The organism is Spirosoma arboris (genome assembly GCF_009754945.1).
GTDB lineage: Bacteria > Bacteroidota > Bacteroidia > Cytophagales > Spirosomataceae > Spirosoma > Spirosoma arboris.
This window is the reverse complement of record NZ_WPIN01000002.1, coordinates 195,201-221,167: the sequence shown is the minus strand read 5'-3', so window position 1 is coordinate 221,167 and position 25,967 is coordinate 195,201. Positions and strand designations below refer to the sequence as shown.

Annotated in this window: 18 protein-coding genes; all 18 read right to left on the bottom strand. The window is 49.8% G+C overall.

The genetic code is table 11. The features are described from left to right. Position 1: 1 nt before the first annotated feature. A complete protein-coding gene (locus tag GO755_RS04790) occupies positions 2–1,390 on the bottom strand; it encodes a sulfatase family protein (protein ID WP_157583614.1) in 1,389 nt (462 codons plus the stop codon). Between the two features lie 179 nt (positions 1,391–1,569). Further along, positions 1,570–3,000, bottom strand: coding sequence for an arylsulfatase (locus tag GO755_RS04785; RefSeq protein WP_157583613.1), 1,431 nt, complete (start codon positions 2,998–3,000; stop codon positions 1,570–1,572). A 151-nt stretch (positions 3,001–3,151) separates the two neighbouring features. Further along, positions 3,152–3,865, bottom strand: a complete 714-nt coding sequence (locus tag GO755_RS04780) for a rhodanese-like domain-containing protein (RefSeq protein ID WP_157583612.1) — start codon at positions 3,863–3,865, stop codon at positions 3,152–3,154. Between the two features lie 129 nt (positions 3,866–3,994). Next, the gene (locus tag GO755_RS04775; protein WP_157583610.1) at positions 3,995–5,257 is read right to left on the bottom strand and encodes a hypothetical protein; all 1,263 of its coding nucleotides are present in this window, start codon (positions 5,255–5,257) and stop codon (positions 3,995–3,997) included. Positions 5,258–5,297: 40 nt separating this feature from the next. Beyond that, entirely contained in the window at positions 5,298–6,017 is a 720-nt protein-coding gene (gene bshB1 / locus GO755_RS04770; protein ID WP_157583608.1) for a bacillithiol biosynthesis deacetylase BshB1, read from the bottom strand. Positions 6,018–6,184: 167 nt separating this feature from the next. Next, the gene (locus GO755_RS04765) at positions 6,185–7,603 is read right to left on the bottom strand and encodes a sulfatase (protein ID WP_157583606.1); all 1,419 of its coding nucleotides are present in this window, start codon (positions 7,601–7,603) and stop codon (positions 6,185–6,187) included. Positions 7,604–7,614: 11 nt separating this feature from the next. Continuing rightward, positions 7,615–9,120, bottom strand: coding sequence for a sulfatase (locus GO755_RS04760; RefSeq protein ID WP_157583604.1), 1,506 nt, complete (start codon positions 9,118–9,120; stop codon positions 7,615–7,617). 127 nt (positions 9,121–9,247) lie between these two features. Then, positions 9,248–10,306 carry a glycoside hydrolase family protein gene (locus GO755_RS04755; protein ID WP_198174758.1) on the bottom strand — a complete coding sequence of 353 codons (1,059 nt, stop codon included), beginning with the start codon at positions 10,304–10,306 and terminating at the stop codon, positions 9,248–9,250. A gap of 239 nt (positions 10,307–10,545) precedes the next feature. Continuing rightward, the gene (locus GO755_RS04750) at positions 10,546–12,234 is read right to left on the bottom strand and encodes an arylsulfatase (RefSeq protein ID WP_157583602.1); all 1,689 of its coding nucleotides are present in this window, start codon (positions 12,232–12,234) and stop codon (positions 10,546–10,548) included. A 23-nt stretch (positions 12,235–12,257) separates the two neighbouring features. Then, entirely contained in the window at positions 12,258–13,922 is a 1,665-nt protein-coding gene (locus GO755_RS04745; RefSeq protein WP_157583600.1) for an arylsulfatase, read from the bottom strand. Positions 13,923–14,010: 88 nt separating this feature from the next. After that, complete coding sequence (locus GO755_RS04740; protein ID WP_157583598.1) at positions 14,011–15,417, bottom strand: sulfatase; 1,407 nt, start codon at positions 15,415–15,417, stop codon at positions 14,011–14,013. 2 nt (positions 15,418–15,419) lie between these two features. Beyond that, the gene (locus GO755_RS04735; protein ID WP_157583596.1) at positions 15,420–16,823 is read right to left on the bottom strand and encodes a sulfatase family protein; all 1,404 of its coding nucleotides are present in this window, start codon (positions 16,821–16,823) and stop codon (positions 15,420–15,422) included. A gap of 4 nt (positions 16,824–16,827) precedes the next feature. Beyond that, the gene (locus tag GO755_RS04730; protein ID WP_198174757.1) at positions 16,828–18,081 is read right to left on the bottom strand and encodes an FG-GAP repeat domain-containing protein; all 1,254 of its coding nucleotides are present in this window, start codon (positions 18,079–18,081) and stop codon (positions 16,828–16,830) included. A 28-nt stretch (positions 18,082–18,109) separates the two neighbouring features. Further along, positions 18,110–18,502 (bottom strand): rhodanese-like domain-containing protein, encoded by a 393-nt coding sequence (locus GO755_RS04725; protein ID WP_157583593.1) that lies wholly within the window; start codon positions 18,500–18,502, stop codon positions 18,110–18,112. Between the two features lie 14 nt (positions 18,503–18,516). Then, positions 18,517–20,352 (bottom strand): sulfatase-like hydrolase/transferase, encoded by a 1,836-nt coding sequence (locus GO755_RS04720; RefSeq protein WP_157583590.1) that lies wholly within the window; start codon positions 20,350–20,352, stop codon positions 18,517–18,519. Positions 20,353–20,528: 176 nt separating this feature from the next. Beyond that, positions 20,529–21,962: a sulfatase family protein gene (locus GO755_RS04715; protein ID WP_157583588.1), complete on the bottom strand. Its 1,434-nt coding sequence runs from the start codon at positions 21,960–21,962 to the stop codon at positions 20,529–20,531. 168 nt (positions 21,963–22,130) lie between these two features. Further along, complete coding sequence (locus GO755_RS04710) at positions 22,131–24,440, bottom strand: arylsulfatase (RefSeq protein WP_157583586.1); 2,310 nt, start codon at positions 24,438–24,440, stop codon at positions 22,131–22,133. 6 nt (positions 24,441–24,446) lie between these two features. After that, positions 24,447–25,865, bottom strand: a complete 1,419-nt coding sequence (locus GO755_RS04705) for a sulfatase-like hydrolase/transferase (RefSeq protein ID WP_198174756.1) — start codon at positions 25,863–25,865, stop codon at positions 24,447–24,449. Positions 25,866–25,967: the final 102 nt, after the last annotated feature.

The window sequence follows — 25,967 nt, the reverse complement described above, 5'->3', positions numbered from 1 at the left end:
GTTATTGAGCCGTCTGTTTCAGTGTTTTATACCGCTTGCGCATGGTCTCTAATTTCGTTGAAAACCGGGTATTCTGCGCCAGATTTGTTGTCTCATGTGGGTCATGGGCGGTGTCGTAAAGTTCTTCATAGCCGTGCTCGATGAAGTTCATGTACTTCCAGTTCGAACTCACCACGCCTTCTACTTTCGGCAGTCGGGGGCTACCCAGAAAAGTGTGTTCGTAAAAGAAATCGGTTCGTGCTGGTGTTTTTTGAGTGAGGCTACTGAGTAAGTTAATTCCCTGCATGTCGGCTGGAATCGGTACATTGGCCAGTGATAAAAGGGTTGGTGCTACGTCGATATTGAGGGCGATTTGCGTGGATTTTGTACCGCGTAATGTCGCAGGTAACCGGGGATCATAAACGATCAGCGGTACCCGAATGGATTCTTCGTGGCCATACCATTTGCCTTCCAGGCCGTGTTCGCCGAGGTAAAATCCGTTGTCGCCCATAAAGACAATAACCGTATTCTGGTCCAGCCCCAACTGTTTTAACTGAGCCACCAGTTTGCCAACGGCCTCATCGACGCCTGTAATCAATCGGTAATAATTTCGTACGGTTTCAGCATGTAATTCTGGGGTTGAGAACAACGGCTTCCAGCGTACCCGGGCAATGTTCTGATCCGTTCTGAAAAAATCCGGGAAACTATTCCAGTATTTTGGATCAGCGGTGAGCGGTTGCGGAATGTTAATAGTACTATACAGGTCTTTAAACTGTGGTTGCACGATGTAGGTTGGTGGATCGCCATCCAGTTCGTGGGGCGCTTTAAAACTGACGGACAGGCAAAACGGCCCTCGGCTGGAAAATTGCCCCAGAAACTTCTGAATGTCGTGGCTAATCGTATCGGTGTCATGAATGAATTTGCCCTGAGCATCAGGCACCTCATAATCGGGCTGACTTTTTTTGGTGCAGGACCAATAATCGTATTCGGCGCTCGGCTGGTTTTTAGTGCCCACGCCGTACTTGCCGATAAAGCCAATTTTGTAGCCAGCTTTTTTAAGAAGCAGCGGGTATGTTTTCGCCAGAGCCGCCTGACTAAACGGCGTATCGAAATCAGTGATCTTGTGCCGCGACATATACTGACCACTCAGCAGACTGGCCCGGCTCACGCAGCAAATCGCCGTTGTGACATAGGCGTTTTTGAATAAAACGCCCTTTCCCGCTAAAGCATCGAGATTTGGCGTCTGGATGATTGAATTGCCCATAGCCCCCATGGCATCCCAGCGGTGATCATCGGTGAGTAAAAAGATAATATTCGGTTTCTGGTTAGCAATTCCCTGTTGAGCGACTGCGTTCAGGGGAGACACGATTTGACTACCAAGGCAGAGGGAAACGAAAAGATACTTTAGCATACTTTAGAGAAACAGAAGATTATATTTACGTGGTGTTGGTTACTAATAACCGACACGTTAGGTTTCTTAAAACCTACTTTTTGTGCCGATAGGTTTTGAGAAACCTAACGTGTCAGATGTAAGCATCTGACATCACAAAAAGTGTAGTTGCCATTTTCAGGGTAGACAGATAATACACCTTACAGCTCACCAAACGGAAAGAGAATTGATGGAACGTGCGACTGCTTCATTAGGCGATCCAATTCATTCGCTTTGGCCGGAAATGATATGGAAATATCCTGTTTCTCCCCCGGATCTTTTGCCAAATCGTAGAGTTCCAGCGTTGATGCATCCGGTTTATTGGCGTTCAGTCGAACGGCTTTCCAATTGCCCTGACGCACCGCCTGTTTGCCTCCACCTTCGTGGAACTCCCAATATAAATAGTCGTGTGCTTTTTGATTTCCTTTACGGAGTAAGCTCGGTACTATGGAAAAACCGTCGCCGGTTGTTGTTGGCTTTACACCCGCTAATTCGGCGAACGTAGGAAGCAAATCCCAAAATGCTCCGATGTAGTTGCTTTGGGTATTGGGTTTGATTTTTCCCGACCAGCGGGCAATGAACGGGACCCGAATACCACCTTCATACAGGTCGCGCTTGACGCCACGAAAGCCGCCACTACTGGCAAAAAACGTTGGGTCTGCTCCGCCTTCTATGTGTGGCCCGTTATCACTCGTAAAAATAACCAGTGTATTTTCGTCAAGACCCTTGGCCTTGAGGGCAGCCAGCACCTGTCCAACGTAGGCATCTAGTCGGGCAACCATCGCGGCAAACGTAGCATGTGGATAAGCTTGTGACGTATAGCCGCCCGTTGTTGCACTGACCCCATAATCAGCTCCTTTAAACGGTGTTTCGGGAAATTTGCCTTTGTAATACCGGAATAGACTGTCGTCGGGAACGAGTAGCTCGGCGTGGGGCAGGATATAGGGAAGGAAGAGGAAAAATGGCTTGTTCATGCTCTGGACTTCAATAAAATTCAAGGCCTGCTTTTGAATCAAATCGGGGGCATAGGTCTGATTATGAGCAAGATTCTTATTTTCAGGCAAAACAACCCGATTGCCGTTTTTCCATAGATGATCTGGGTAATAGCGGTGGGCCAGACTTTGGCAATTGTAGCCATAAAATTGATCGAACCCCTGGTTGTTGGGATCGCCTTCAGACCCTACCGGACCTAATCCCCATTTGCCAAACGCTCCCGTGGTATACCCGGCTTTTTTCAGTACTTCCGCCAGCGTTACAACCGAATCGGCAATGGGTTCCTGCCCTTCAGGATCAACCCCTTTATTTCCCCGGATGTACGTATGTCCCGTGTGTTTCCCCGTTAGTAAAGCTGACCGAGAAGGGGCGCAAACCGTTGTTCCGGCATAAAACTGATTGAACCGAACTCCCTGGGCTGCCAATCGGTCAATGTTTGGCGTTTTGATCAGTTTTTGCCCGTTGAAACCCACGTCTCCGTAACCCAGATCATCGGCTACAATAAGCACAATGTTTGGCCTTGTCGAACCGCGCTGTTGGGCAACAGAACCGCCAGCGATAGCCAGCAGGGGAATTAGTAAAAAAGATAGTTTTTTCATATTCCATTAAAACTGAGTGGATTTTTGTCATTTCGACCGGAGGGAGAAATCTCAAGCTTGACTCATAGGGTAGTTGAGATTTCTCCCTCCGGTCGAAATGACAAAAATTAGCCTAGTTTTCCACTAGAAGAAAAATAAACAGCATCAGCCCCTATTTCGAAGCTACCAACTTGGTATCGAGTTCAGTTTTTAGCTCGGTTAAGCCAGGGCGTTTCAGTACAATTTCGCCCTGTTTGTAGAGGATAAGGTATGGGAAAGCTGATACGGTTTTGAGCGAGGCAATCAGCGCAGGGCTTTCTTCCAGCTCTATTTCAACAATTTTTAGGGCATCTCCGTGTTCCTTACGAAGAGTCTCCAGAATGGGTTTTACTTTTTTGCAGGAACCGCAGTATTTGGAGCCAATGTCAACCAGAACGAGTTTGTTACTGGTCAGAATGGAGTTATATTCATCTAATGTCAGCCCTTTTTTTGCGGTTGTGAACAAAGGGTTCCCCGCTCCCGTCCAGGCACCGATACCGCTGTCGAGTACATAGACCTCGTTGAATCCCTTGCTCCGTAAATCTTTGGCCAGGGCAACGCTACGCCCGTTGGCAATGGAGTAGATGAATACGGGTTTCGATTTACTGATTCCCTTTACAAGTGTTTCATATCCTTCGGTTTGCAGGTTGAAATTGACGGCGTTCGGAATGTGGTTAAGGGCAAATTCTTCGGCACTTCGAGCGTCAATCAATTGAGGAGTTGCCTGTGCTTTTAATTTCGCGGTAAACTGATCGACGGAGATAACGTCTTCTGATTTTTCAGTTTGAGCAATGGCTAATGTAGCGAAGCCCAACAGGACAAAGATGAATGCAAGTTGCTTTTTCATGGATTGTATTGGTTTATAATGGATAATTGTTGTATTGATTTACCCTCACCCCCGACCCCTCTCCCAAAACGGGAGAGGGGAGTAATGTAGGAGTGCGATGTGGTGTTTAATAGTTTGTGTTTTAGTGGATTAGCGTCGGGTTTCTTGCTCGATGAAGTGTTTCAGGGCGAGGGTGATTTCTTCGAGTAATTCAGGTGAAGTAGCTTTGGCGTCGTCTGTTGGCGCGTGAAACAGGAAATGCGCGCCTGCAATGGCCAGAAAATTTGGATAGCCTTTTTTGACGACTTCGATCAGTTCGCCAACTCCCTTGTCGGTCACGGCTTTCCGCCCGTCGATGGCCTGGAACACCTGTTCGAAACTGTCTTTTACAGTAGGGCTGTAGACAATCTGTCGGTTGGCATCTACCTGATTGGTCGGTGCGTAACCGGCCTCTGTTTTAGCCCATTTTCGGGTGGCGATTCCCGCGCCCAGATGGACCCACAACTGAGTATCGGCAGGCTTGGGAGCAATCGTTTCCAGGAATTGACGAGCGCCCAGATTGGCCAGTTCATGCCCCGAATTGGCCGTAAACAAAAAGGTATACGGTAGTTTGGCCTCACTTGTCCATTTTGCCAGAGCCAGCCAAGCCGCAATACCGGGACCGCGCTCTCCTCCGCACGTAAACCACCCACTAATCGGTGTTGAAACCACGATTGTCTTCGGTCCATTGCCGATTTTTCCGTAGATGTTACGCGCGATTACGTCGCGAAAAGTACCCTTGATTGCCAGCGAAGCGGTTTTATGGGCCGTAACCGCAGCCAACACATTGGCGCTATCTTTAGGAGCCACCAGCACAATGGGAATGGGCCAAGGCTCGGTGCTGTACGACGTATTGATGGCCACAATCTCGCCCGATGGGTTTTCGGTAATGGCCACAATCGCTTTGGCACCTCCGTCAATCAATGGCTTAAAAATCGCGTTATGACCGATTTGTCCTGAAAGGCGCGTCAGGACAATCTTGCCTGAAAAATCAGATGGTTGACTACTCGTTCGGCTGTCAACGATTGGCGCGTCAACCTGAAGCGGAATTTTATCGTTGACGTACCACAATGGAAATATATTGATCGCTTTGGCACCCGTCGACAGGCTCCCTTTGTCAAAAAAGAACTGCTTAACCGGAAATTCGAGGTACTTGACGGCATAACCTGCCTGTCTGAGTTCGTTGCCTAACCAGGCCGATGTATTGCGGTCGGTTTCGGTACCCGTGCGGTGTTCGCCTAGGCTCACAAATTTTTCGACGGTGCTGTACAAATACTTACCCGTCAGGTAATCAGGTGTTTGTGCAGTTAGTTGACTGAGAGTTAGTAAGCTCACCAGGCTACTGAGGGCGACAAAATTGACAGAGGATATCATGGTTTCTTACAGATTAAATGAGAGAGTGAATGGCCCAAATTCAGCGAAAGTCGAAAAAGACATTTGTATCGATCATGCTGGTTTTCAGAAAGCCTTCCCCGTACCTTGTGCCAATCATGCGGCCAAACTCAACGGCTCGTGACTCGACACGACTGAAGAAACTAGGGTCGGAAATAGCCGTGACAGGTTCGAGACTTTCAGAGTCATAAAATTGACTTCGGTAGGCTTTGGCCGCCTGGAGCTTTTGCTCAAAATGGCCTGATACATCCACCACAAAATCAGGTTTTAGCCACCAATCCTGTATGTAATGATAGATGGCTTTGGGCCGCCAGTTTTGTTGCCTGGTTTGCTTTCCATCGTACGTTTCCAGCTTGGCGAAACCGGCATAATGACAGGCATCCACGACTAGTTTAGCTGCCCGTATATGGTCGGGGTGGCGATCTGAGGGCGCATTGACAAGCACCACATCGGGCTGATATTGGCGGATAACCTGAATGACTTTGCGCTGGTGGCATTCATCATTCTTAAAGAATCCATCCGCAAAATGCAGGTTAAGACGAGTACTCAGTCCTAGCAATTGAGCCGCTTCAGTTGCTTCTCTTAGCCGAATTTCGGGAGTGCCTCGGGTGCTCAGTTCTCCGCAGGTCAGATCGACAAACCCGATTTTTCGACCCAGCGCACGATAGTGTAGCACTGTGCCACCACAGGCCACTTCGGCGTCATCGGGGTGAGCCGAAAAAACGAGCATATCTAGTTTCATAGGGCTAGCGCGAGTCGTAATAGTTGGTTAAATGTTTTGTTACCAATGTGTTATGGGCGTTTTTTTTGTCATCCCGACGCAGGAGGGATCTTGACGCGTCCTTACTAGAATGCCAAGAGACATTAAGATCCCTCCTTTGTCGGGATGACAAAAAAGTAGTGACACTGTTACGGAGCGACATAAGCCGGATTCCGCTCTGTTGGGATAAAAGCTGACTGCTTAGCGCGCCAATCCCCTAAAAGAGTGTGTAGTTTTTTGACGACAGCCGGATTCTCTGAAGCTACGTTGTGCTGTTCACTCAGATCAGTTTTAAGGTTGTAAAGCTCAAGCGCGTTATCTTCGAAATACTCGTGCAATTTCCAGTCGCCCAGCCGGATGGTCGAGCCGGGTCGGGTGCGGAATAGAGGATCGCGCCCGTTGTCTGTTTGTTGATCATAGGCTTCCAGATAGATCGGGAAGTGCCAGAAAAAAGGGCGCTCAGCCACCGACTTTCCGGTCAATAGCGGCAGGATACTGATGCCATCCAGCGGCTGGCTCGGCTTTGGCCGTTTCAGAATGTCCAGAAAAGTTGGATAATAATCCAGATTGATGACAGGCGTTTGCGACGTGCTTCCTGCCGCTACGGTACCCGGCCAGCGAACAACCAGTGGTACCCGAACGCCACCTTCATAGTACGACCCTTTTCCAGCCCGAATCGGGTCTTGCCGGGAAATGGAGCGGATACCACCATGGTCCGATGTGAAAATCACAATGGTATTTTGATCCAGTCCCAAAGCCTCCAGTTTCTTCAGAACCCGCCCTACGTTGCTGTCCAGCGATTCGATCATGGCCGCATACGTAGCATGACCTTGCCCCGGCGATTTCGGTTTTCGCTCGTATTTCTTTACCAGCGAATCGGGTGCTTGTAAGGGTGTATGGACAGCGTAATAGGGCAGATATAGAAAGAATGGTTTTGCCTTCGCCTGATCCAGGAAGGTTAGTGCCTCACTCGTCAGCCGGTCCGTCAGGTATTCGCCGGGAGGGCCGTCTGGTAGCGCTGGAATACCATACGGACTGAAATGCTTATTCATACCCCGCTCATCGCCAGCCCGATTGTAGGTAAAGCCCTGAGTGGTTGGACTTTTGCCCAGATGCCACTTGCCGATGCTCGCTGTTTGATAACCGGCGTCACGCAGGGCTTCTGCCAGTGTATACACACTATCGGGCAACACCTCATTATTTTTTACAGGAATCAGTTTGCGGGTTTTAGTATCGCCCCGATCCGCATTGGCAACCGTATAAATCCCGTGTCGGGGGGAGTACTGACCCGAAAACAGGCAGGCCCGGCTTGGTGCACAGTTGGCCGCTGCGGTATAGGCAGTAGTGAATTTCATTCCCTGTGCCGCCAGCCGATCCAGATTGGGCGTTTCGTAAAACGTGCTACCCATAAAGCCAACATCTCTCCAGCCCAGGTCATCGGCAATGATCAGCACAATGTTTGGTTTCGCTGGCGAGGTTGGCGACTTTGATTGTGCCCATAGACTGGTTGTCGCCAGTAGCTGGCAAGTCCAAAATAACCCTACTATAAAAAAAGCGTTACGATTCATTTGCTTGCTAATCAGTAGATGTAAAACAGGTTTCCGTCGGGACCAACGCGGTATTGGCCGTTGCCTTCTTTGCCGGGTTTAAATTTGGGAAGGCCACCATCGGCCCAGGCGGGTGGGAGAGTTCCCTTTTCCCAGGTGGCCAATGCCTGCTTTAACTCGGCAACTTTAGCCGAATTTGACGCCGATACATCCTGACGCTCGGCAATGTCTTTTTCCAGGTTGAAGAGAGAATATTTGTCTTCCTGACCATAGTAGAACAGTTTCCAGTCTCCTTGCCGAACGGCTTTATTTTTGCCAAATCGCCAGAATAGCGTTTGATGAGGAGCTGATTTTGTTTTTCCACTCAGATAAGGAAGCAGATCAACACCGTCGTACGGGCGATCTTTTGCAAGGGTTCCGTGGGAGGCAGCTACGGCTGTGGTGTAGATATCCATACCGGCAACGGGTTGGGTATACACAGTTCCCGCCGGAATTTTTCCCGCCCACGAAACGATGTATGGAACCCGAATGCCTCCCTCGAACAACAATCCTTTTACGCCCGATAACGGCCCATTATAAGGTGCTTTGAGAAAACCCGCTCCGCCATTGTCGCTCGTAAAAACGATCAGGGTATTCTTATCGAGACCAGTTGCTTTCAGCTTTTGAACAATGCTTCCGACGGCATCGTCCAGGGCGGCAATCATGCCGTAATAGATTCGTTTGTTTTTGTCTTTCTCGCCTTTGAACCGATCCGTATAATTCTTCGTAGCCTGAAAAGGGAAGTGCACCGCGTTGAAGGGAACGTACAAAAAGAATGGGCTCGTTTTGTGCTGATCGATAAACTCGCTGGCCTTTCGGCTAAAAACATCCGTTGTGTATTCCTTCTCGGTTACTTCTTTTTTGCCATCAAAAATGGCAGAGTAATCATCGCGGTGAAAAGAGGTCGCGGAACCGGGCCACCAGCGTTGCGGGGAGTTTTCGACATCAGCATCCGAACTGTCTTTATACATGGTGTGGCCGCCCAGTGTACCATAATACTGATCGAAACCCCGATCTGTAGGGGTGTTGTTCTTACGATTACCAATGTGCCACTTGCCGAACATGGCGGTAGCATATCCCTGCTTTTTTAGTTGCTCCGCCAGCGTTATTTCTTCGAAAGGCAATCCCGCGACCGAATCCCGTTTCGCCGTGGCTGGATACAAAAATTCAAAGCCAAATCGGTGCTGATACCGACCCGTCAGGATGGCCGCACGGGAAGGCGAACAAAACGGTGCGTTGGCATAACCATTGGTGCAAAGCGCCCCTGATTTGGCCAGCGCATCAATATTGGGCGTTTGTACGAAGTTCTTCCCATTGGCAGAAATGTCGCCGTAACCCAGATCGTCGGCCAGAATCACCACGATATTCGGCCGATTAGGGTCTTGCTGACGAGTAACGGTTGGTAGATTCTGCTTTTGAGGCAAATTAAGGCCAACGAACAGGGCGCTGACGGCTGTCAGAAATAAGGGGATTGCGATTGGATTGTTGCAGGATTTCATACGCAATAGATTTAACTATGCTTGTTTATGATGGTATAATTCAGCGTATAGCCCAAGCCGGGGCCAGTCGGCAGAGTAGTGGCGATACTCGCTGTTTTAAGAAAACGTCGTCGTGAGAGTGCCATAATTACTTGCTTCGCGAAGGGCTGACGGGTGTTGGCTGTTTGCCAAAATGCAATTGACCGATGGCGATGGAGTTTTCGCCCGCGGCTGAATACAGCAAATACCACTTCTGGTTTTCCTCAAAAACATAGGGGTCTCTCAACTCCCGAACCTTGCCATAGAATAAGCCGATTTTCGAGGTCGTCAGGGGTAAGTTACCACCTTCGTAATCGGTTTCGGGGGCGGCTACTTCTTGGGGAGGGGTTGGTGTCCAGCTGGTCCAATCGTCGGTTAGTTTGATTTTCGTGAGTAGTATCCGCTCTGGTGTATCGCCGACGCGGCTATAAAATACCCATAGCGTATCGCCCACTACCTTGACCGCCGAATGACGGAGCGAGTTTGGTTTCTGGATTTTCGCGAACGGATTCGGGCCTTTCTCAAATTCAGTTTTCCCATCCTTGGAGCGATAAATTGAACTCGACCGACCGATGGCGTAATAGGTATTATGCCACTGAAAAACCCGGAAATACGATTCGCCCAGTACGGCAGTGTCGGCCTTAAAATGGATACCGTCTTTAGTTGTCGCCCTTAGTGTGTATTGTCCTTTCTGGCCTTTGTGCTCCAACGGACAATGGAAATAAAGAATCAGTTGCTTCTGGCGGTCGTCGATATGTATATCAGGAGACGCTACGTGCGTAACACCATCGCCTGCATTTTCGGCCCCGTCGTGTCGGATGCTTTCGGTAGCTGGAAATGGCGCATCGTTGCACCGGCAATCGGTGATTTGCAGCGTGCCGGGTTTGTAAATTTTCCAGGGTCCATGTAAATCATTGGCGTAGGCTAGCCGGATGTATTTGCCTTTGTGGTGGGCGAAGTACAGATAATACTTACCCAGTTTATTGGGGAGCCAGTCGGGGACTTTGATCAGCGATGGCCCGTTAAGGTCATCACCCTCCAGTTTCGGGAGTTGACTGGCAGAGATTATTGGATTATTAGCAAATCGTTCAAGGGTAATAGGTTGCGCATTAATTCTATCGGTTAAGAGTAGAAATAGTGCCAAACTACAAAAAAACAGCTTTTTCATAACAGTTTTGGTTAGAGAGGATGACCCCAGGAGCCTCTTTCTAGGTGGGGGTGTTCTGAATTTATTTTCGCTTTACTCCCCTCTCCCGTTTTGGGAGAGGGGCAGGGGGTGAGGGTAATCGGACAAATTCTGGCAGTTCACCTCACCCCAACCCCTCTCCTGGTTTTCAGGAGAGGGACTAAAAAAGAGATAAAACTTGACTGCTCTCGCCCTTCATTGGTGCTTACCGGTGAACAAGCTTAAAAATTTCGGTTTCCGACTGACGGCTTTTTAGGTGTGGGTAGAAGTGGTTCTTTTGGCTTTATTTTGTCGTAATCCACGACGTCGGTTTGTTTGGCCCAGTTGAAATACAGCGCCGATAAGTCATCGACTAGATTGGAGTTCCGGGCGGCTACGTTCTGCGTTTCACCGGCGTCACTTTCCAGATCGTATAACTCCCACTGATAGCTTGGGTAGATCGATACCAGCTTCCACTTGCCCCGGCGGACGGCGCGGTTGCCCGCCCACTCCCAGAAAAGTGGTCGCTGAGCATCTAGTTCCTGGTTGTTGAACAGCAGATTAGTCAGGCTTTTTCCGGGCAGCGCATTGATCGCCGTTCCTTGATAAGAAGCCGGATAAGACGCTTTGGCGAGATCATAAAACGTAGGTGCTAAATCGATGAGGTGGCCAGTACCACGAGCTAGTGTGCCCGCTTTAATTTTGCCCGGAAACCAGGCAATGAACGGCGTACGAATACCACCCTCGTAGGCAAACGACTTAAAGGAACGAAACGGTGTATTCGACAGATACGACCAGTTTTTGCCCTGCGATTCAAACGAACCTGCCGTACCAACTGGCCCCGTATTGCGACCCGCTTTGGGTCCCCAATGGGCTACGTCCTCGGCGGGAGCACCATTGTCTGAAATAAAAACAATGAGTGTATTCTTGTCTTTCTGGAGTTCTTTCAACTTGTCCAGCACTTTACCGATTCCCTGATCGGCGCGGTCGAGCATAGCGGCATATACTTCCATTTTGGCTTTCCAGAGGCCTTTTTCCTCGTAGGTTAGCGCATCCCATTCAGGTACATCGGCATCGCGGGCTGCGGCTGCGTCGGCTAACTTCTGGGTTATGATGCCGAGCTTGACCTGACGAGTCAGCCGTTCCTTGCGCAATGCGTCCCAGCCTGTATCGTATTTTCCTTTGTATTTGGCAATGTCTTCCGGCAATGCCTGTAACGGCCAGTGGGGAGCGGTGTAGGCCAGGTAGAGGAAGAAAGGCTTGTTCTCTTTATTCTGCTCATCCAGAAACGTCACAGCATGATTGGTTACCTCATCGGTGAAATAAAAGGAGTTGGGTTTAGGGTGTTGTCGTTTATTATCTTCCAGAACGGTTACTGGTGAAGGCCTCCCAATGGGTAAAGGACCAGCGTCGAAGTAGTTGGAAGCACCACCCAGAATCCCGTAAAAACGGTCGAAGCCACGCTGCTTGGGCCAGTACAGACTATCATTTCCTACGTGCCATTTCCCGGAAAGTAGCGTGCTATACCCTGCCTGTTTCAGTACCTCACCAAAGGTCAGCGACTGTTTGTTCAAGTATCCCTGATAGGCAGGTAAGCCCAGATTGACATTGAAATAACCCACGCCAGCCTTGTGCGGATATTGTCCCGTAATGAGTGACGCCCTCGTAGGCGCACAAATTGAGTTGTTGTAGAACTCTTTCAGTCTCAGTCCTTCATTGGCTAGTCGATCCAGATTAGGGGTTTGAATTTCGGAGCCGTACGAACCCAGGTCGGAATAGCCCATATCGTCCACCATAATCAGAATGATGTTTGGTGGTGTGGCATCCCGACGGTCCGTAGCGGGTTTGGGACTTTGGGCGAATCCCAGCGTGCTTAGAACGCAGAGAGCCGCAATCGCCAATAGATATTTTTGTATGAGAATGTTTTTCATGGTCTGTTTTAGTCAAACGGTGGTTATTCGACGCGAGAAGCGGCTCGGTTCTGGTTAGCGCCAGCATTGCCGCCGGGTACGCCCTGACTCACTGGACGGAGTTTTTCGTAGGGTTCTACGTCGGTGCGTTTGGCCCAGGCTTCATACTCGGCGTTTAGGTCTTTGACAATGTCGGTGTGCTGGATGGCTAGATCGGTGGTTTCGCCCCGGTCGGTTTCGAGGTCAAACAGTTGCCATTTGTTCTGCGGGAAGATCGATACGATTTTCCACTTGCCTTTTCGAACAGCCCGATTCCCCGCCCGTTCCCAGAAAATAGGTCGGTCGGCTGGCAGCGCCGTTCCCTGAAACAGCAGGTTTGTCAGACTTACGCCCGGTAGCGGATTGGTTTTCACGCCGTTGAAGGTTTCGGGGTATTTCGCTCCGGCCAGATCATAAAACGTGGGGGCCAGATCGATCAGGTGAGCGGTGCCTTTCTCGATGCTACTCGCTTTGATTTTCTTTGGATACCAGGCGATAAACGGGGCACTGATGCCGCCCTCGTAAGGCGTGGCTTTGTAGTTACGGAATGGCGTATTCGATACGTAGGCCCAGTTTTGCTCCTGATAATCGTACGAACCCGCCGACCCGATTGGCCCCGAACTACGCGGGCGTTTCCGTCCCGTTGGGATCAAACCACCTTGTGCTCCGTTGTCGGAAATCAGCACGATGAGCGTATTGTCATCTACCTTAAGTCGTTTAAGTTCAGTCAGAATGCGCGCCAGACTCTGGTCTACATGATCGACCATCGCTGCGTAGACTTCCATTTTTCGTTGCCAAAGTTGCTGTTCATCGTAAGTCAGACTTGCCCAGGGTACCACTTCTGGATCATGGGCCGCAATGGCTTGTTTAGGATCGGCAATACCGAGTTTGATTTGTTTCGCCAGCCGCTCTTTCCGAAGCGAGTCCCAACCAATGGCGTAACGATCTTTGTATTTGGCAATGTCTTCGACTGGTGCCTGCAAGGGCCAGTGGGGGGCATTGTAAGCCAGATACAGAAAGAAGGGAGCGGTTTTCGATTCGTTGATGTACGAGATGGCGTGATTGGTAATCTCATCGGTCAGGTATTTGCCCGGCTCCAGATTTATGCGTTTGTTGTTCTCGACTAGCTCAACGGGGGGCGCTTTTTCTTTGTATGGACTGATGTCGTAGTAATTACTGGCCCCATTGATGAACCCATAAAATCGATCGAAACCCCGCTGATTAGGCCAGTATAAACTATCATTTCCGACGTGCCATTTACCCGACAGGTACGTACGATAGCCTGCCTGTTTCAGTACCTCACCAAACGTCAGCGATTCTTTGTTCAGCCAGCCCTGATAAGCGGGTAAACCCAGATTGACGTTGAAATAACCAACACCTGCTTTGTGGTGATACTGCCCCGTAATGAGCGACGCCCGCGTGGGAGCGCAGATGGAATTGTTGTAAAACTCCCGTAGCCGCAGCCCTTCACTGGCTAGCTTGTCGATGGTTGGGGTGTTGATTTCCGAGCCGTATGCGCCAAAATCGGAGTAGCCTAGGTCATCTACCATGACCAGGATAATATTGGGTTTATCGGCAGTTGCTTTTGCCGATGTTCGTGATTTTTGCTGAGCAACCGACGCGCTGAGAGCGAGCGCCGATAGGGCCAGACTAAGAATAATTCGGTTCATAGTTATCGGAGAGTGGGTCTTTTTCTGGGGTCGAGCCATTGAATGAGGTTGCGTAAAAAAGCTAGGTTCTGACTGGCATCGGCTTGGTTTATAGTTTTTTATAATCTGGATTAGTCTCCGGCATATTGGCTTTTACTTCCGAGCGCCATTTTTTCAGCAGATCGGCCAGTTCCTTTGTCTTTTCCGGGAGACTTGCCGAGAGATCGTTGTGCTCTGATATGTCTTCGGTCAGATTATACAGTTCGAGCTTGCCCGATTCGTATAACTCCACCAGTTTGTAATCTCCCCACCGAACAGCTCCGGCTGGTCGCCCTTCCTGATTGCTGAAATGAGGATAATGCCAGAAAATGGGTCCGCGATCTTTGGGTTGTTCGGGCGATTTTAGTACTGAATAAAAACTCTTTCCGTCGGGGCTGGCCGGTTGGTCACGGATGTTTAGCGCGTCCAGAAACGTCGGCAGGAAGTCAGTTCCGGTGATGTAGTTTTTCGTTTCGGTCTGTTCCTGAATCTGTCCTTTCCACCAGACAATCAGCGGAATTCGGATGCCGCCTTCATAAACATGGCCTTTCCAGGCTCGTAGCGGTTCCAGATTGGTGGGCGTCGGTCCGAGTTCTGGCAAACCCAAGCCGCCATTGTCGGAAGTAAAAACCAGAATCGTATTATCGAGTAGATTGTGCTTCGCCAGTTGCTCAACTACGCGCCCGACTCCATCGTCCATGCTCTCGATCATGGCGGCATAGTTGGGATTATACTTGCCTTTCGATTTGGCGTACTGATCATAGTAATATTTCAGCTTGTCCGCCCTCGGAATCAGCATGACATGGGGCGCGGAATAGGTGAGATAGAGAAAGAACGGACGACTTTTGTTCTGGTCGATAAACTCAACGGCGTAGTCGGTCAGCTTGTCGGTTAGGTAGTTAGTCCCTTTGTCCTCAAATACTGTTTTGCCTTTTGCCGTAATCGTATAGTTGTAATAATCCAGTCCATTTTTGGCAATCACCCGGTCATAGCCAAATCCCTGCGCTGCCGGAGCGGTTGAATCCGCACTACCATTACCCAAGTGCCACTTCCCAACCATACCCGTCTGATAGCCGTGACGCTGCACGATTTCGGCCAGCGTCGTCTCCGAAGAGGGCAGGTACTTGGTCCATTTTGCAGGAAGAATCGGCGAGTTAGCATCTTTCCGATCACCCGCAATAAAATTGGTCAGATGCAGCCGGGCCGGGTGCTTCCCCGTTAAAATGGCAGCCCTTGATGGCGAGCAAACCGGACAGGCCGAATATGCCTGGGTAAACCGTAATCCTCCTTTCGCCAGTTTATCAATGTTGGGCGTTCGGATGTACGGATTGCCATAGCAGCCCAGATCGGTATAGCCCAGGTCATCGGCCATGATAAAGACGATGTTGGGTTTGGTCTTCACCGATTGCCCGAAACCGGTTGTCCCGATCAGGAGGAGTGCCAGCAGTAATGCGTTGAGTCTAGCCCGGTTTTGCATGGTTACTCCTTCTTTTTGGCGTAAATGATATCCAGCGCGGCTCCGGTATCACCCTGCTGCTTCATCCAATCGTCCAGTTTTTGTTGGTATTGTTTAATACGATCCTGATAGGCTGGATTGGTGGCCAGGTTGTTGAACTCCCATGGATCAGCCTGTGTATCGTAGAATTCAATGGCCGGTCGTTTGACAAACCGCTCGGTGATTCGTTTGGCGTTCGGGTCGCTGGTAGCCTGATTGGCCCAAGAAAACCAGACCGAATTGCGGTCTTTCTGTTCAGGGTTCATCATGAACCGGTTGTAATAGTCTTTGTCTGGCGTCAGATTCAGAATGAGTTTATAGCGAGTGTCGCGAATGCTGCGGATCGGGTAGGGGTTGCCCTCGGGAATATTGTTGTGAATGCCATAGGCGTATTCCCGTGCTTTCGTGCTTTTGCCCAGCAACACCGGTAGAAACGTTTTACCATCCAGTCCGGCAATGGGCTTGCCACCTGCGATGTCAATGAGCGTCGGGGTGATGTCTTCGTATTGAACCAGCGCGTCGGTTTGGGTGCCGGGCTTAACGCTGCCGGACCATTTAACCAGCATCGAACTCTTCTGCCCGACGTCCCACAGGTTCCATTTGGCTCCCGGAAACTGGGCACCCTGCTCGCCTAGAAACACAACGATGGTGTTTTTGTCCTGACCAGTTTCTTTCAGGAGTCGAGTAATGTCGCCCACCTGATTATCCAGCCGCCGAACCTCCGCCAGATACTTGACAAACTGACGTCGGGTTATCTTCGTATCGACCCAGTTTTTGGGAAGAATGAGTTTGTCTGCGTCAAATTCGGTCGTGTCGCCAACCGTCCAAGGGGCATGCGGATTGATGCTCATGACAAACAGGCAATAGGGCTGAGAATCACGAGTGATGTACTTCTTCACATCGTCAAGTTCATAGTCGTCGGTCGGTGCCACACAATTTGGCTCGAAGCCTTTCACGATCTCAAACGGGAAAACGGTTTTGGGCTTGGTAACGTGGTCTTTACCCGTCAATCCAACACGATACCCCTGATCTGCCAGGTAATGTCCGACACTCTTCAAGTTATCATAAACGGGTTTGTGATTCTGGAATGACCCGTGCCGTACTGGGTACAGGCCCGTAAATAGGGATGCCCGCGTTGGCACGCACATGGCTTCGGATGTATAAATCTGGTTGAACTTCAGCCCCTCAGTCGCCAGTGCGTCGATGTTCCTGGTTTGAAGGTTTTGCCCGCCATAGCAACTCAACTGCCGACTGTCCAGATCATCGGCCATAATGATAATGACGTTGGGTTTCTTCGCTGATTTTGATTGGGCAAAAACACTGACTGCACTGCCGAAAATCAACAGAATCAGAAGGCTTTTACAGATTGCGGTTCGAGTCAATTGCATTAGGTTAAGGTTTTGAACGGGTTAGTGATGTTGAGGAGCGTGGGTTCTCATACCAGATCAGGCCCAATCCTGGTTTTCCACCCTCTGAATTGTTATTTTCTTCTGTCGAGAAGACATCCAAATCTCCATCGTTGTCGATGTCGAGGGCCGGAATCAGATCGTATTTGATCCCGATGGGACCACTGATTTCATTACGCTGCCAGTCGGCATCAAAGACTGAATTCCGATAGCGCAGGTAAACAATACCGGACCGATCCTCACCAGCGCCTTCACACGAAATCACGAGATCGTTCCGATTATCTCCATCGATATCGGCCACTGTGACGGCTTTGCCCCGGCCAATATGATCCGGATACGAAATTTTATGCGTTTCCCAGTGTAGGCCGTCGGCACTTAGTTTGAGGATAAAGTGAATCTTGTCGTCTTTGGTCGCTACCACTACATCCTGTTTTCCGTCCTTGTCCAGATCGGCCAGGTCCAGAAACATCACTTCATGACCGGCCTCGCCAATGAGATGACTTGCCCAGGGGCCAGTACTTTTAGCCGTTCCCGGATTTTCGAGCCAGTAACACCCCTGGTGATCTCCTTTGCGGTCGGAATAGACAATGTCAGAGAGATGATCGCCGTTGATATCCGCCAGCCGAATTGACATCACCCAGCCAACCTTAGCGAGTGGAAACCACTGCCAGGCCGCCAGATTGCGGGGATTGGCTGGTGCTTTGAGCCAGCCAATGTAGGATTGAGGGTTATGGTTTTTGCCCCCCACGATTAAATCGACACCGTTTTGCCCATCCACCTGAACTGGCTCCGCAAACATCCACTGAAAGGCACCTTTTGCGACCGGGAAAATCTCGGTTTTCCATAGCGTCGAGTCGGTATAGTTCTTTCCGGGACTTGGCGCCCAGTGAACCTGTACCTGCATCGTTCTACCTTCCGAACAACTGATTACGTCTTTGGCTCCGTCGCCATCCAGATCCACGATCACGGCGTCTTCTACGTCAGAAGCGCGGCCAACTGTTACGTAGGGCCATTTTTTGCCAACTTGTTTTTTGCCTGGATTAAGATAAACACGCACGAGTCCGCTTTGCTCCCAACCCGTAGCAATGTCGGGCAAGTGATCGCCATTGGCATCCGCAAACCGAACACCATCGGCACCCAACAGCGAATTGTCGATGGCATGGGTTTTCCACACGGTTGTGTTTTGGGCTTGTGCGTTGATCGCACTAATCAGCCACAGACAAGTAATCCAACGTAGCATGTTGCAGGTCATGGTTACGAATTATTGATTAAGGTTCGGCGGGCAATCCAGCGGTTTTCAAATCGGCAAAACCACCGATGTTGTAAGCGGATTTAAAGTTTAGCGTCTGCAAGGTATCAGCCGCTTTTCCGCTGCGGTTGCCCGAACGGCAGTAGAGGTAAACCGGCTTGTTTCGATCCAACTTGCTGACCTGCGATTTGAAATCGGCGGCTTTAATATCAATGTTCTTCGAATACGCTAAATGCCCTTCCTTGTATTCTTCGGGCGTTCTGACATCGACCAGATAAGCTTTCCCTTCTTTAATTTCCTGGACAATCGCTTCCGGCGATTTTTTAATATCGCTCAATTTACTCTGGCTAGTTTGGGCATACGCACCGATTGTCAGTAGAAGGGCAAATAGAAGTAGGGGTAATTTTTTCATGGCTTTGAGATTGTTTAATGGTTTAGTTCTTCCACCAGATTTTGGGCCGCCCGAACATCGTATGCCGTATCGACCGAATAGCCTTTCGCTGCCTGAGTCACAATTTCCTTCACTTCTGGTAATGCCGGACTGGCCTCCTTACCTAACGACTGTAGAACACTGAGTGCCTGCAGACGAATCAGTCGATTGGAATCCGTTAAGGCTTTCTTGAGCGCAGCAATCGATCCCTCTTTATCACCAAGCTGATAGAGTGCTTCGGCAGCGGCAACCTGGACGGCAGCTTCGGGGTCCTGAAGCAGTTTTTGTAGCGATGCTTTAGCGGCAATGGGCTTCAAAATGGTACAACCCGTTGCAGCCCAGTATCGTACCACCGGATCGGTATCGGTTAATCGTTTGGTGAGTTTGGTAGCATTGGTTGGGTTGCGCGAAGAAGCCAGTGTCGCCGTTTCAATGATGCGATTGGTGTTGTATTTCCCCTGATGGGCGTAATCGTACAAAGGCTCCTGACTGGAAATTTTCGCCAGAATCGCTTCGGGAATGAAGCCAACATCGTTGCTTTGCCGGAGCCATTGGTCGTTGGCTTTTCGCAACCGAACCAGTTCTTTTGCATATCGTGGATCAGTTGCCAGATTGTGAATGTTGTCGGGGTCGGCATCCACATCAAACAGTTCCTCCGCAGGTTTAGGTTGCCAGAAACGGGACTGTACTTCGTTCAGGCGACCCGCTTTATACTCAGCTTCCCACGATGGAATCGAAGGGGCCTGCCATAAGTAATTCAGGTGCTGACCGTAAATTTTGTGCGGCAGATAATTCCGAATATAGCGGTACTTTTTATCCCGCACCGATCGAGATAGATCAATGGCTTCGTCCATCCGTCCCCGGAATCCATAGGCGTATTGATGCTCGGGTTTCTGCTGATTGCCCAGAAATGCCTGTCCCTGCATATAGGTTGGAATCTGGATACCGGTCAGGCTCAAAATAGTGGGCGCAAAGTCCAGAAACGTAACGAGCTGGTCCGTTTGTGAACCCGCTTTTGCCTTCGCCAGATGCGCGTACTTTTTGGGTAAATGAACCACCAGCGGTACGTGTAGCCCCGATTCGTACATAAACCGTTTGCTACGTCCCAGTATACCACCATTGTCGGCGTAGTAGAACACGATGGTGTTTTCAGCCAGTCCAGCATCGGTTAATTCTTTTAGCAGTTTACCGAATTGTTGGTCCATCGTTTCGACCTTGTCGTAATACTGCGCCCAGTCGTGTTTGAACTCAGTCGTACGGGGATGATAGGGTGGAATGGGCGCTTTTTCTGGATCGTGGTGCAGCGACGGAAGTGGCTTATGCAACCCGCTTTCGTGCGATACAAACAGGTTGAACACCGCAAAGAACGGTTGACCAGATCTTCGCTTTTTGTAGGTCGCCGAATCACTCGACTCATCCCAGGCGTCTTTCTGATCGGTCGTGTTGTAATCTTTCTTGGAATTATTAGTCGTGTAATAACCTGCTTCCCGCAGGTACTTCGGGAAGAACTTTACAAACGATGGTACCGGATACGTACTGCGCATGTGTTCGGTGCCCAGCGAAGGAGGATACATACCCGTAATGAGCGTATTGCGCGAAGGCGCGCAAACGGGGGCCGTCGAAAACGCATTTTTGTACAGGATGCTCTCTTTCGCAAACTGGTCGATGTTGGGCGTTGTGGCGTAGGGATTCCCATAACAGCCAATTAGCGAGGTGTTATTATCCTCGCTAACGATCCAGAGAATATTGGGTCGGTCGGCAGGCGCTTGTGCCTTTCCCTGAAAAAATCCCAATAGCAACAGGCCGATGAGTTGTTTCTTTATTTTTATCATATGCTTTCCTTCTAAAAAACGGCCCGCAACTAAAGGACAAGGCTGTTAGGAGCCCCTCTCCTGTTATAGGAGAGGGGTTGGGACGGTCGGCCGCTGCCGTGAGGTGAATCACCAGAATTGGCAGGTTACCCTCACCCCCGACCCCTCTCCCAAAACAGGAGAGGGGAGCAAACCACTCAATATCTTCCCTCCGGTGGAATTGGCAAGGGTAAGTAATCCCGGTTCAGAATCATCCATTCTTGTAATCGGGTTTTCAAGTCATGCACAATATCCTGGTGTTGTTCATCGCCAATCAGATTAGTGAATTCGTTCGGGTCTTTTTCCAGATCAAAGAGTTCAAACATCTCCCGGCGAGCTGCAAACAAGCGCTGGTCAATCTTGGGATTCAATTTTCCTTCGGCATGTCGCTGGGTTAAATCAAGCCAGAAGGGTTGCGCTGCAAAATCGACGGGCGTATAAGGTAATTGCCATAAGGCGTTGTAAATCAACTTATACCTGTTGCCGATAATCGTTCGCCCTAAGTCAAAATGAACCGTGCTGGTGGGTAGACCATGACCGTGGGCACCCCGTACAGCAAAGACGTAATCGTGTGGTTCGTACGACGCTTGTTGAAAGGAGGGTACCAAACTTTTACCCGTCATAGTTTTAGGAATCTCTACCCCGGCCACCTGCAAAAAGGTTGGCGCAATGTCTTCGCCCGATATGATGGCGGTATTCACCTGCCCAGCTTTGACCAGGCCAGGATGCCGCACAATGAGGGGTACGTTGATGCCGAGGTTATACAGCGTGCCTTTACCCCGCAGTAACGCCCCGCCGTTATCGCCAATGAACACAACCAGCGTATTTTGGTCCAGTCCTCGCTTTTTGATTTCGTCCAGCAACTGACCAACGTCGCCATCCAGCCGTTGAATTTCGCCGAGATAAGCTGCGAAATCTTCCCTGACCAGTTTCGTGTCGGGCCATCCTTCCGGGAGATTAAGCGTTGTTGGGTCTGGCTCAAATTGTTTCGCTGTGAAAACCCGGTGCGGATCGCTGTAGCCAACCTGTAAGAAAAAGGGTTTGTTTTTGGGAGCCTTGTCCAGAAACTCCTTGTATTGAAGCTGTATAGTGTCAGAATTGGGTGTCGTGCGTAGGTAATCGACCCGGTTTTTGAAGGTCTCCAGACCATATTTGTCATAAACCACCGCCGATTCCTTCACCCCGCGATTTCCGTTCAGATGGAAAGTTCGTCCGCAAATACCGGTGTAATAACCCGCTTTTCGTAGTAGCTCGGGATACGTAATGACATCAGCAGGCAGCGGTGCCGAAAAGCGGGTCATCTGAATATCGAGCGTCGAGCGGCCGGTCATCAGTGCCGCCCGTGACAATACACACTGAGGGGCCGTTGTGTAGGCACGCGTATACCGAATTCCTTCCTGCGCCAACCGGTCGATGTTGGGTGTTTTGATACTCGGATATCCGTAGCTACTCAGAAAAGGCGCACTGTGATCATCCGATAGAATAAAGATGATGTTCGTCGGCTGATTGGCCTTTTTCTGCGCGAATCCTAGTCCCGGAAGGAGCAGGCCCAGTAGCAGGAGTAAGGCTATATGGGTTATGTTTTTAGGCATTAATCAAAACAGGGTTAGTGAGGCTATTTAGATATATTAAAATGGCATCTCCAGCGTCCTGTTTTTGTCATTCCGACGTTAGGAGGAATCTCAAGCTTGACTAATAAGAACCTTGAGATTCCTCCTAACGTCGGAATGACAAAAACGCGGTGCGGCTTTCCGGCCGCGTTACTTTTTCAGATACGATTGTTGGCTAGGTTCGAAATCGAGGGTGACTTTATTGATTTTGCCAGTGAACGCGAAGGGCACTTTATACGAATCCGAAACGGGGGTTAGGTCATCAAAACCGACGTTAACACCCTCGTGCGAATAAATCGAGGCAATGCTTCGTTCGAAGGTTGTTTTGGCTTCCTGCGTCCCGTTGACATACAAATCGATCTGGCCAGCTTTTTTCTGTGCATCAAAATGGACATCGACACGCAATAGTGCTTTTCCCACTGGTAATACACCCTTCGACCAGACGGCGTATTTGGTTCCATCGCCGAGGTTATAAACAAACTGCAATTTCTTATCCTGTACAAAGAGCGTAAGCCCACCGGCCCGACCACCACGCGAGAGTAAGACCCCTTCGGCTCCGTTAGCCGGAATCATGACGTCGGCTGTTATCGTAAACGCTTGCTTTCCGGCGAGAGGACTAGCAATATCGATCAGGGTTTGAATGCCTGGATACAACACCACTTGGTTCAGGTTTTTGTAAGCCGATGGTCCAACGGTAGGAGGAGTGCCATCTTTCAACGGATAGATGTTGTATTTAACCGCTTCGCTTTCAAATAACTCGCGTAATTCTTTCAGTTTTTCGGGATTGCTGGCTGCCAGATCGTGCAGTTCGTTAAAATCTTCGTTCATGTTGAACAGCTCCCACTTATCCTGATCGAACGGCTGTTTCTTGACGTGAAGAGTGCCCGCTTTCCAACCGTCTTTATAAATCGAACGGGTGCCCAGAATTTCGTAATACTGCTGCGTATGACGGTTGCTCGCATTTGCATCATTAATGCTGTAAGCCAGACTCGTTCCTTCAACGGCATCCTGTTTGTAGCCATTGATAGTTTGCGGAATCTGGGCATTGATCAGCTCAACGGTGGTTGGTAGAATATCGATGACGTGACCGTATTGCGTGCGGAATGCGCCCTTTTCCTTGATTCCTTTCGGATAAAAAACGATCAATGGATTTCGGGTGCCACCTTCTGAATTGGCGTCCGTTTTCCACTGCCGGAATGGTACGTTGGTGGCGGCAGCCCAGCCCAATGGGTAATTTGCCTTGGCGAACTCGGTACCGATCAAATCAATCTCTTTCAGGTTTTTCTTTAGATGTTCTTCGTCCGAGATTTCCGGATCGAAGTTATTGACGGTACCGACAAACGTGCCTTCTTTGCTCGCCCCGTTGTCGCCAACCGACACGAAGATCAACGTATTGTCGAGTTGGCCAATTTGCTTCAGATGGTTCACCACGCGGCCGATTTCGTGATCGGTGTAGCTCAGGAAACCAGCGTACACTTCCATGAAGCGAGCATAAAGTTTCTTTTCCGGCTCTGAGAGGGTATTCCAGGCTTTAATGCCCGGATTTCGTGGGGGCAATACCGTGTTTTTAGGGACCACACCCAGACGAATCTGATTGGCTAAGGTTTGCTCGCGGTAGGCATCCCAACCAGCATCAAACTTGCCTTTGTATTTATCACTCCATTCTTTCGCGACCTGATGCGGGGCATGACCTGCACCCGTTGCTAGATACAAAAAGAACGGCTTATCCGGCGCGGCCGATTTCTGTTCAGAAACGTACTCGATCGCTTTGTCGGCTAGCACCTGATTGAAATGCTTTCCGTTCTGCTGGTCTTTTATCCGACGCGTATCTTCCCAAAATTCAGTATGCCATTGGTCGGTGCTTCCGCGAGATGGGAATCCGAAAAAGTGATCGAACCCGCGACCTGTTGGCCAGCGATTAAATGGTCCGGCTGGGGTCAGATCAGCCAATGGAGTGATGTGCCATTTCCCCAGGGCAAACGTATTGTAGCCGTTCTCCTTCAAAATCTCAGCAATCGTCGCTTTTTCAAACGGAATCTGCGCATCATAACCCGGTGTCCCGACAGCATTTTCTGGGAAAAGACCCATGTGCGCCGAATGGTGATTTCGGCCCGTTAACAAGGCTGCCCGAGTTGGGGCACAAATGGAGGTCGTGTGGAAATTGGTATACCGAAGGCCGTTATAGGCTAGACTATCCAGTGTAGGTGTCTGAATCAAACCACCAAACGAGCTGATTGCCCCGAAACCAATGTCGTCCAGCAAAATCCAGACAACATTGGGAGCACCCTGTGGAGCTTTCTTCCGCTCGGGCCACCACTGCTGTGTTTCAGCTACAGTTTTGCCGATGGTTGCCTTGCTGGGTTGAACGGGTGTGTACTGGGCCCTGGTGCTCGCTGTTGTTGCGAGCAAAGCCAAGGCTGCAAGTGAGAATTTGGTTATTAAAAGAGGGGTCTTTTTCATGAACGCTTAGGGTTGTTTTCCCCAGTTAGGTTTAGTGATGTCGAGTGCATCGTGATAGGTCTTCATTTCACTGATTAACAGCGCTTCCAGTTGCTGTTTCTTTTGCCCAAAGGCTGAATTGTCGGCTAAGTTCTTTGTCTCGTAAGGGTCGTTATTGAGATTAAATAACTGAGTGGTTTGTTGCTGATTGACGTTGTATTTGATCAGCTTCCAGTTATCGGCGGTACGAACAGCCCGTTGCAAATCACGATAGGCGTAATAGACCTGCTGGCGACCTGGTTTCTTAGGGTTTTTGATAAACGGTAACAAACTTTGGCTCTCAACCGTAGGCGGATTTGGAAAGCCCAGCACACTCGTTACCGTCGGGAAAATATCTGCTAGATACGTCAGTGCGTCAACCCGTTGGTTTTTCGGTAAAGTTGGGCCGCTAATGATCAGCGGCACTCGCATGCTATGTTCGTAAACGTTTTGCTTTCCCAATAAACCGTGACTGCCGACTGCCAGACCATTATCACCTGCAAAAACAATCAGGGTATTTTGGGTTAATCCTTGTTTGTCCAGTTCATCCAGAATACGCCCAATTTGCGCGTCCAGCTCCGAAATCATCCCGTAGTACAACGCCAGTTCCTCTTTGGCCTGGGCTTCGCTAAGTGGCCGAGGTAATAGTTTTTCATCCCGTACAGACAAATCACCATTGTCGAACGGATGTTGGGGGAGGAAATTTGCGGGCAGTGGAATCTGTTCTTTGGAATACAGGTTTCGGTATTTTTCCGTTGGTGTACGTGGGTCGTGGGGTGACGTAAAGGCGACGTAGCAATAAAATGGTTTGGAGGTTGGCGTTTGCTGCTTCAGAAACTTAATCGCTTCGTTGGCGTATAGCTCCGACGAATAGGTGCTGGCGTTTTGATTCGCTTTCGTGTATTGCCCCGATGGATCGAAATCTACATACTGCGGGTGTTCCTGACCGCCATCTTTGGGAAAATGCATACCTCCGAAATAAAGTGCCGCTCCACCGGTGTAACTCCGGGCGAAGGACGCCTTATCGTTGTGCCATTTCCCGATGGCATAAGTCTGGTAACCTTTGGTTTGCAGGTATTCCGGCAACGTAGTATGTTCGGCAGGAATGACATCGCCTGTTTTTTGCAGGTCGTTCAGGTACCGTCCCGTATGGAGCATAGCCCGGCTTGGCACGCACAATGCGCCGTGCATGCCGCCCATCGTTTGCGCCCGTGTAAAAGCAACACCCTGTTTCACCAATCGGTCGAGGTTGGGCGTCTGGATGACGTTGTTCCCCAGGGCGTGAATGGTGTTATACCGTTGGTCGTCGGAATATAAAACCACTACATTAACCGGTTTCTGCTGGCCGAATACGGGCCCAATGAAACTGCCTAGACCAAAGATTACTATCCCTGATAAGCATCTCATTAATAAGGCTATGGTTGACTTTATTTTCATTTTTCTACTGATTCCGAAAAGGTAAATTCCATAGGTAGAGCAGCATGTTGGGCCGCTCTACCTATGGAATCA